Raw genomic sequence first — 8146 nt, 5'->3', positions numbered from 1 at the left:
TACATCTAAAACAAGACTACACACCGAGGCTTCATACGTTACTCTACGAGATAGAGCTTTATCAATACCGGAGAAAGAGACTGATAGCAATGACAAACGCCATTAAGCTCAAAACTGGATCTATTTACGATTAGACGATTTACGATGTACGATTGGAATTACTCTGTTTCTAGCATTGCTGAAAAACAGGCTTTTAAAAGGGTAACTTCAATCGTACATCGTCAATCGTCTAATCGTAAATAGATTCGATTCATTATTGATCAGTATAAGTATTTGATGACTTTCTTTTTACCACCATTCCGTAGAACTATCACATACAGTCCTTTGGGTAGATTATTATTTTGTATGATTGCTTTACAAGTGCGATTTCTCGATAACTCGTTAGCCACTTTGACTCCCTGTTCATTATAGATGGTAACTCTTGTTTCCGGGTAAGAAAGGAGATCTTCGTCCGTTTCTTCTTCCTCTATCCCCGTACCGCCTCCTTTTGTCAGCTTATACATTTCGGTAGCTGCCAGTAAAAAAGCTCCTACGCCGAAAGTAGCTGTCATATCTTTGGTTACATTCTTCGGGTCCTGCCCGATAGGTTGTACCCAGCCTAATTTTCCATTTTCGTGTATCGCTTCACACAATACATTCCATGCTTTTATTGCAGGTTCATACGCTTCCTGTTGTGTCAACAGCCCGTTGTTCAGTCCGTAAATCAGGGCATACGTAATGAGAGCCGTACAACTTGTTTCGGGTGCCGGATAGCTATCCGGGTCCAGTAAGCTGGCATGCCATGCTCCTTTTCCATCCTGTAATTTGATGAGACTTTGTGCCAATGAACGGAAGATACTTTCGTAATAACTTCTATATTCGGAATCCGCAGGCAGTGTTTTCAGAATATTGGTGATTCCGGCTATTGCCCAGCCGTTACCTCTGCCCCAAAATACCTTTTTGCCGTTGGCTTCCGTCTTGTTGAAATAGCTGTCGTCTCTATAAAATAGTTTTTCGGTTTTATTGAATAAGTAGTCGTAGGTTTTTCTGAACTCTTTGTCCATGAATTCAAAATAGCGGGTATCATTCTTTAAAACACTCATCCGGGCATACAAGGGAGGTGCCATAAACAGGGCATCACACCACGTCCATGCCTCCTTGTTCCGGTAACTCATAGAAGTATTACGGGTATCGGACATCACCCGTTCCATACGTTCCAGGGTTCCGGCAATCATCTTATCTTGTTTGTGTTTGCCATACATGGCAGCGAAGAACTGACCGATGCAGAACTCATCCGCATGATAAGGATAAATACCGTTCATCTTCCAGTTACTTTGGGTGCCGATACCGGACAACCACTCCCAATAGGCCCCGCTCTCTTCTTCTCTCAGTGTCGCCCACTCGGACAGGCCGATGTATAATACTGAATGTGCCCAGGAGGCTATGCCATTGTCGTGCAGGTTTCCTGAAGCCGAATAGCGGAAGTTATCTATCTGCCAGCTTGCCACCCGTTTCACTTGGCTTTCAACGTCTGTGTAGCTGGGAGGAGTATGGCTACCGTTGGCGACTGTTACATTACATCCTAAGGAGAGTAGGAGGAGCAGTCCTGATACATATATGCTTTTCTTCATAAATAGAGGGTGTTAGAGTATAAAAAAAATCCGCAACACCTCCTTTGGGGGAAGGAGGCTGTTGCGGACATCTGAAAAGAAGGAATTAATGTACTATAAACTTAGCTGTGGCTTTCTGACCGGCAGCTTTATCTGTCACATGCAGGATATAAATACCTTGTGACAGACTGTTGGTATCAATAGTTGTGGTATTACCTTGTGCCCGAACGCTACCTGTTGTATCATACAGTTTGAATTCGATGCCCTGAGTATTACCTGCGATGATCTGTACCTGTTCTCCTTGTTTCACCGGATTCGGATAAACTGATACGGCAAAGTCGCTGTTGCCGGCTTTTACTTCTGTAATGCCAGTCGGGTCACCGCTTTCCGGGATATCCATCAGTGTTTTCTTACCGATGTTAAAGTCAGAAACCTGGATGGTGCTGCTGTTCGTTTTGTCGTAATCTGTAATCGCTACTTTAATATAACGGAAAGATACTTTATTGGGCAGCAATATCTTGTTTTCGGCTACAGAAGTATCCAGGGTTATATTCTCCAGAACGGGAGTGAATTCATCCGCTTCATTGTTCTTGCCATAGAAAGATATGCGATTGGCTCTCAGACCTGTTGTAGTATTGCTATAATCACGGTGGCGATAAACGAAATATTCCATTTCCTGCGGAGTCTGCATATCAATCGTGAACGAAGGAATATAATCTGCCGGTGCTACGATACCAGAGAAAGTCTTTCCCGGTTTCACAAACAAGAAGGATGTTACGGTGCTGTCGTCAATCATATTCTTAGGATCGTCTCCTCCTACAGTTGCATCTGCCGGGCCTGCCAAAGAAGTAGTAATGGTCCATGCAGAACGGTCTGCCAAAACATCTCTACCGGTTGAGGCAGGTGTGTTTTCATTTACCACGAACTTCATAGAACGGCCTTGATAAGGAGCTTCACTCTGATAAGTAACAAGACGTCTGCCTTTCACTGCCGGAGTTTCGATGCCTAAGTTGATCGGGCTGCTACCATTTGTCGGATCGGAGATATATACTACTGTTTCTGCTTTATCGGCATCCTTCACCAATACTACGCAACCCGCGTCAGCTTCTACTGTCAAACCATGCTTGCTGAAACCTGCTGATTTGTAGAATACTAATCCGTACATTTTCAGCTCTTTGTGGTAAACAGCCTGTACAGAGTCAGTGTTGATGATAATCTCGATGTTATCGCTCTTATAAGCCTTTGCATCATCCTTGCTGATGCCCGGAACGATGATATAAGCATATGATCCGTCAGTTGGTTGAGTGCCATGGTTGAAAGATAAAGTAAAGACATTGTTCTTCACTGTTTCATCGGCATAGTTGGTGTTGATGTCATACCAGTTACCGGTTCTTTCACCTGCGTTCAGTTGCAATTTGCCCTTCTGTGGGAAATAGTAACCTACGTTTCCGTGGAATGCCCAGTCCAGATTATCTTCGTAATTGTAATCTCCTGCCTGCAAGGTAGATTCGTTACCATTGGAAGAAATCACTACATCGCCATCCAGCAAACACTGGTTGACAGTTGTGTTCATCTGGAATTCAGAAGCAGACTTGATGCTGTTGCCCAGACAAACAATCTCTTTGTCGAAGAAGAACCATGCCTTATTAGCCGATGAATTTATATTAAATTCATTGTCTATGTACTTGTAAGCAGATACACTGCACAGGCTGTCTGTAACACCACCTGCAAATGCCGACTGTCCCATCTTGATATAGGTGCTGGCTTGCGGTATCTCTGTGAATTCCGGACAAGTTACACCAGGTACTTTTGCATAATTCCATACCGGGAAGATGTTATAGTATTCGTTTCCTTTTACCATGATTGCGGTAGATCCATCCGACATGAAGTATTGCTTGATACCTTCGCCGTTGTCCTTCAGATATTCATTGCGTGCCGTACGGGTAGAAACCAGGCGCAAGTCTACTGTATACTCCGGACGCTGGTGAAGTGTGTAGTCACCGCGGAAGAAATGTGTGCTTCGGGGTTCCAAACCATAAGACGGTTGTTGAGTTCCATTGATACGTGCGATGGTTTTCTCATATTTATCGGTATTGGCAGGATCTAATGCGATCATGCGTTCGATGATACCTGTTCCCTTCTTGGTTGCACCGGGGCGGGTAGAAGAACGGCCGATTACGTTATATGACATATATCCACCACGAATGGTACCTATGTACGTATTTACCAGACTGCTCAGGATGTCCAGCTGTTGTCCGGTTACTGTAAAACGAGTGCCGGCTGCATAGCTGCAAGCTTTGGTGATACCATCCAGGAATACATCGCCGTATGCGCCGATATGTAATTGGTGTCCGTGTTGAGCAAATGAGTTATCATACTGGATACCTTCTGCACCAGTAGTATATTCAATGGTAGAGTAGATCTGATCCATTGCTTCACGCATCAGGTTGTCATCTTCTGTCAAGCAAGCGCGATACATCCAGTGCAAAGCTACGTCTACACGGTTTGCTCCTGTCTGAGAGCTGGGGCTTCCGCCTTTATTTTTCAAACGGGCGATAGATTTATTGAACAGATCTTCAGAGATTTTCTCTTTGCCTAAGTTCTGCATAATAATCAGGTATTGTCCCATACGTTGCGGTTCACCGATTTGATTCTGATACCAGTTGTTGGAACTTGGTTGTTTGCTATGCCAGTAGGTAAGCATTAAATCCATCTTAGCTTTCAGCTCATCGTTGCCATAATACTTGCTTTCGGTTTGGGTATAAGCCAATCCCATGGCGAGCAATCTGTCAAGATGTTGCATTGGCGGCCAGTCCGTGCGAGCGTCAGATGCATAGTCTATATCAGGGAATGAACCGTCGTCTTGCAATTGTGTCAGATAAGAAGCTACGTTTTTATCGAGTTGGTCAATAGTGGAGATTTTACTTGCAACAACATCTGTAATAATACGATTGATGAAAGTCTTATAGACAGATTCTCCCAATACTGTAACCTTGCAAGTGGTACTTACAGAAGCATTGTTCTTCAATTTGGCTGTGATTGTTGCCTCACCGGTAGCTTTACAAAGCACTTTACCATCTGCGGTAATTTCTACCACTCCCGTATTGCTTGATTCGAGCGTATACTCTTTGTCTGTAGCGAATAGCGGAGCAAATCTTACGTCAAGGTTCGTCGTTTCGTTGGCTACGAATTCATAAGAGTCCTGTCCAAAGAAGATTCCAGTAGTTGCTACTCCTTCTCCGGCACAGGAGATGGAAGTTTTATAGTTAGTAGGATTGTCATACATACCCTGCATCCAGAATACATCAGCAGGAGCATCTTTAATGGCTATCGGGCGGATATTCAGTTCACCTGCAGGAGTTCCCGAAGTAATGACCTCCTTCTCTGTCCAGGTAGCACCATTATCTGTGGTTTCGTAACGGTAGATTTCAAAAGCACCTTCCGCTGCCTTCTTTGACAGGTAAACAGTATTCAAATCATTTGCTCCGAAGCAGATACCTCCGGCTTGGTAAGATTTGGCTTTAAAAGTATTTCCCTCAACCGCTTTGTATTCGCTCATAGGAACTCCGTCTCCGGTGGTAATTGCTGTACTTTCCCATGCAGTTCCATTCCAGCGGGCATAATAGTAGGTGTGTCCTGTTGTAGTACCATCTGCTGCGGCTGTGAAAGCATCGTACAATACTACCGGATTACCGTTGGCATCGAGTGCAATATCATATGCCCATACCTTGTTGGTATCCTCTCCTTTGGCAATAACATCCAGTTCACTACTTTTAGACTCGGTGACATTCATACCGGAGATCGCAGTGCCATCCGCCTTTTTGAATTCTAATTTGTCTCCTGCGGCATTTTTATTAATCTTCAGATAATGAACTGTGCTGTTTTTATAAGTCAGACCGGTGCCTAAGTGTGTAACAACCATGTGTATAGTGCCATCTGCAGCTTGGCAAGTACGCATTTGCGGAACTTCGTCGCGGTTTGCGTATACATTTCCGATATCAGAGCCGATAAATCCTGCTCTTGTTTTAACTGTAGGTAAATTTCCGGTTTTATCGGCTACATTTGCAAATAGAGAGTAACCTATATTGTTTTTTGAACGCCAGAATACGACCAGATCATTTCCCATCATGTGAGGAGTAGTGGAGCTGATTCCATATCCAGTCTGTTTTTGAGAACTGGACCACTCTGTAATGTCTTCCGCATTGGTGGAATACCAACTATAGAAGCCATTTTCTTTCTTATTGTCTGAACTGAAAAGTAGTAACTGCCCATTTCCTCTTACTGTAATAGCAGGAGACGAGAAATCATCCGAATAACCGGTAGATACAACCTTTTCTTTGGTTTCTCCTGTTGTGTGATCGTAAGACGCAACAACTAATGCCTTACTGGAACTAATCCAGGTAAAATAAGTTTTTCCGTTGTAATAAACGGCACTGGGCTGAGAGTTAAAAGACCATGCACCATCTTCTGTTAATGGCACGGTGACTTTCTCTGCTTGTACAGTAGTAGGCCCACCCATAAGCAGCAAGGCCCCTAATGAAAGAGTAGTAAGTAAGTGTTTCATAATAAGTTAAATTTATAAGAGAATTTAGAATGTCGTTAACAAACTTGTGTAAAGAGAATATCCTCTACGACCTGATGCCGGCCGACAAAAGAGACGCGAGGATATTCTGGTTAAATATTCATAGAGAGATAGATTTTTATAGTTTATTCATCAAACGAGATATCCAGCGGTTCTATATTGTTTTCTGAACCGGCATATCCAGGGGTTTGATTGATGTGTCCTTCTACATTGGTGGAGGTAGCTGTCAAAGCGATAGGCCAGCGTACATGATAGGGTGCTATAGTATATGTACGACCATTTTTAGCTGTTACCCCTTTGTTATAGAAATCCGTAACGGACATAATGTGATCATAGAAGAAATTGTCTGTCGTAAAGTTCTTCACTGAGTAAGTTTTACCATTATCTGCCTGAATACCTGTCTGTGCATAGATATAGGCGATACGTGTAAGCTCGCATTTACGTGGCTCTTCATAAAAGAGCTCACGGGCACGTTCGTCCAGGATCTGACGGATACTTACTTCACTTTGGTCTAAAGCTCTTGCACCGGCTCTTTGGCGGACCTCATTCAGGTCGGCAACTGCCAGATCCTTTTTATTTAACCAGGTATAAGCTTCTGCACGCAATAAATAAGTTTCTGCCAAACGGAATACATACCAGTCGGCCCATCCGCCACGCCACCATGATTCTTTTTGGTCTGCTATATTACTTTTGTAGTGAGGCCATCCTGCCCAGCAACGAATTGTATCGGATACTAATGATTTACCGTTATCGTCATACATGCGCAAAGGCTGATCATACCATTTCTTGCCAACCAAAGCCGGATTGTTATACTTCAAATCGGTCATTTTTATCCAATTACCTTCTTTATGGCGGTAGTCTGTGTCGTCCAGTGTCCAAATCATACTTTGATGATACCAGGTAGAACGCAAGGTACATACACCACGTCCATATTGCAGCAAATAAGGATTCTTCTTTTCGTCATTATCCACAAATCCCTGTTCACCGTCAGGTGTCATAATCATACCTGCTGCTGAATACCACGGAAGTAACTGGCGTTTGATTTCCAAACCGGCAGCAGAACGTGCTTCTTTCATATCATAATCATCCAATACGATATAGAGTACCTCTTTGTTTTCCGGCAGGCGTTTGTTGGCCGATTGATGTAAATCCCATACCACATCTTTAGTAGCATCATTCTTATCTACTCCAAATCTTTCTTTCATCAAAGAATGCACCCCGTCATTTATTACTGCAGAAGCGCTTTTTACTGCATCATCAAATTCACCTAAAGCCAGGTTTATTTTGGTCAGTAAATGATAAGCAGCTGCTTGGCTCACTTGTCCGATATAAACATTGTTAGACATGTATTCCACTGTTCCGTCCAGATCGTTTTTTAGTTGACGCAAGATCGCTTCACGTTTGGTAGTGTAGAAGTCGTATCGAGGCACTGTGATTTCTTCGGTTATAAACGGAATATCGCCGTACTGATGTACCAAGCGGTAATAACGGAAAGCTCTATGGAAATACAACGTACCCAAAATTTCCTTTTTTTGTGCTTCCGATTCAAATTCCACATCTTCGGCACGTGTTATCAACGTATTGGCATCTTTAATTCCTTTATACAGGTAAGTCCAATAGTTATTAATCTGGCTGCCATTTCCTGTTAGAGTAGCGCTTGGGGTAATTTGAGTTATCAGATCCATTGGTGCATTTGAAGCATCGGTACGCGCATTGACTCCCATATCCGAGAAGAAATATTCAGATAAGATACATGGGTCTGCTGAACCTGAAGTAGGATAAAAATCGAAGTAACGAACGTCACGATTCAACATGTCAGCACCGGTTTTTATTCCTTCATATGAATTAAATGAATTTTCCGGTGTAAAGAATGATAAAGGTTTTGGATCCAACCAGTCCGAACAACTGCTGACCAACAGGGTAAATCCAAACATACCCGAAATGATTGTATTCTTATTTATTAGTTTCATAAATG

3 protein-coding genes are annotated in these 8146 nt (G+C 43.0%); all 3 read right to left on the bottom strand.

The genetic code is table 11. The annotated features are described in order from the left end of the window. Positions 1 to 260 precede the first annotated feature (260 nt). The 3 genes from QX565_RS16530 to QX565_RS16520 all read right to left on the bottom strand — a co-directional run bounded on the left by QX565_RS16530 (position 261) and on the right by QX565_RS16520 (position 8141). Entirely contained in the window at positions 261 to 1610 is a 1350-nt protein-coding gene (locus QX565_RS16530) for a glycoside hydrolase family 88 protein (protein ID WP_289293554.1), read from the bottom strand. An 85-nt stretch (positions 1611 to 1695) separates the two neighbouring features. Beyond that, positions 1696 to 6153, bottom strand: coding sequence for a polysaccharide lyase family 8 super-sandwich domain-containing protein (locus tag QX565_RS16525; RefSeq protein ID WP_221649215.1), 4458 nt, complete (start codon positions 6151 to 6153; stop codon positions 1696 to 1698). 143 nt (positions 6154 to 6296) lie between these two features. Continuing rightward, entirely contained in the window at positions 6297 to 8141 is a 1845-nt protein-coding gene (locus QX565_RS16520; RefSeq protein WP_221649216.1) for a RagB/SusD family nutrient uptake outer membrane protein, read from the bottom strand. Positions 8142 to 8146: the final 5 nt, after the last annotated feature.

The organism is Bacteroides sp. 41_26 (assembly GCF_949740115.1).
GTDB lineage: Bacteria > Bacteroidota > Bacteroidia > Bacteroidales > Bacteroidaceae > Bacteroides > Bacteroides nordii.
The sequence above is the reverse complement of the archived record's forward strand: the minus strand, read 5'-3'. Positions and strand labels throughout refer to the sequence as shown.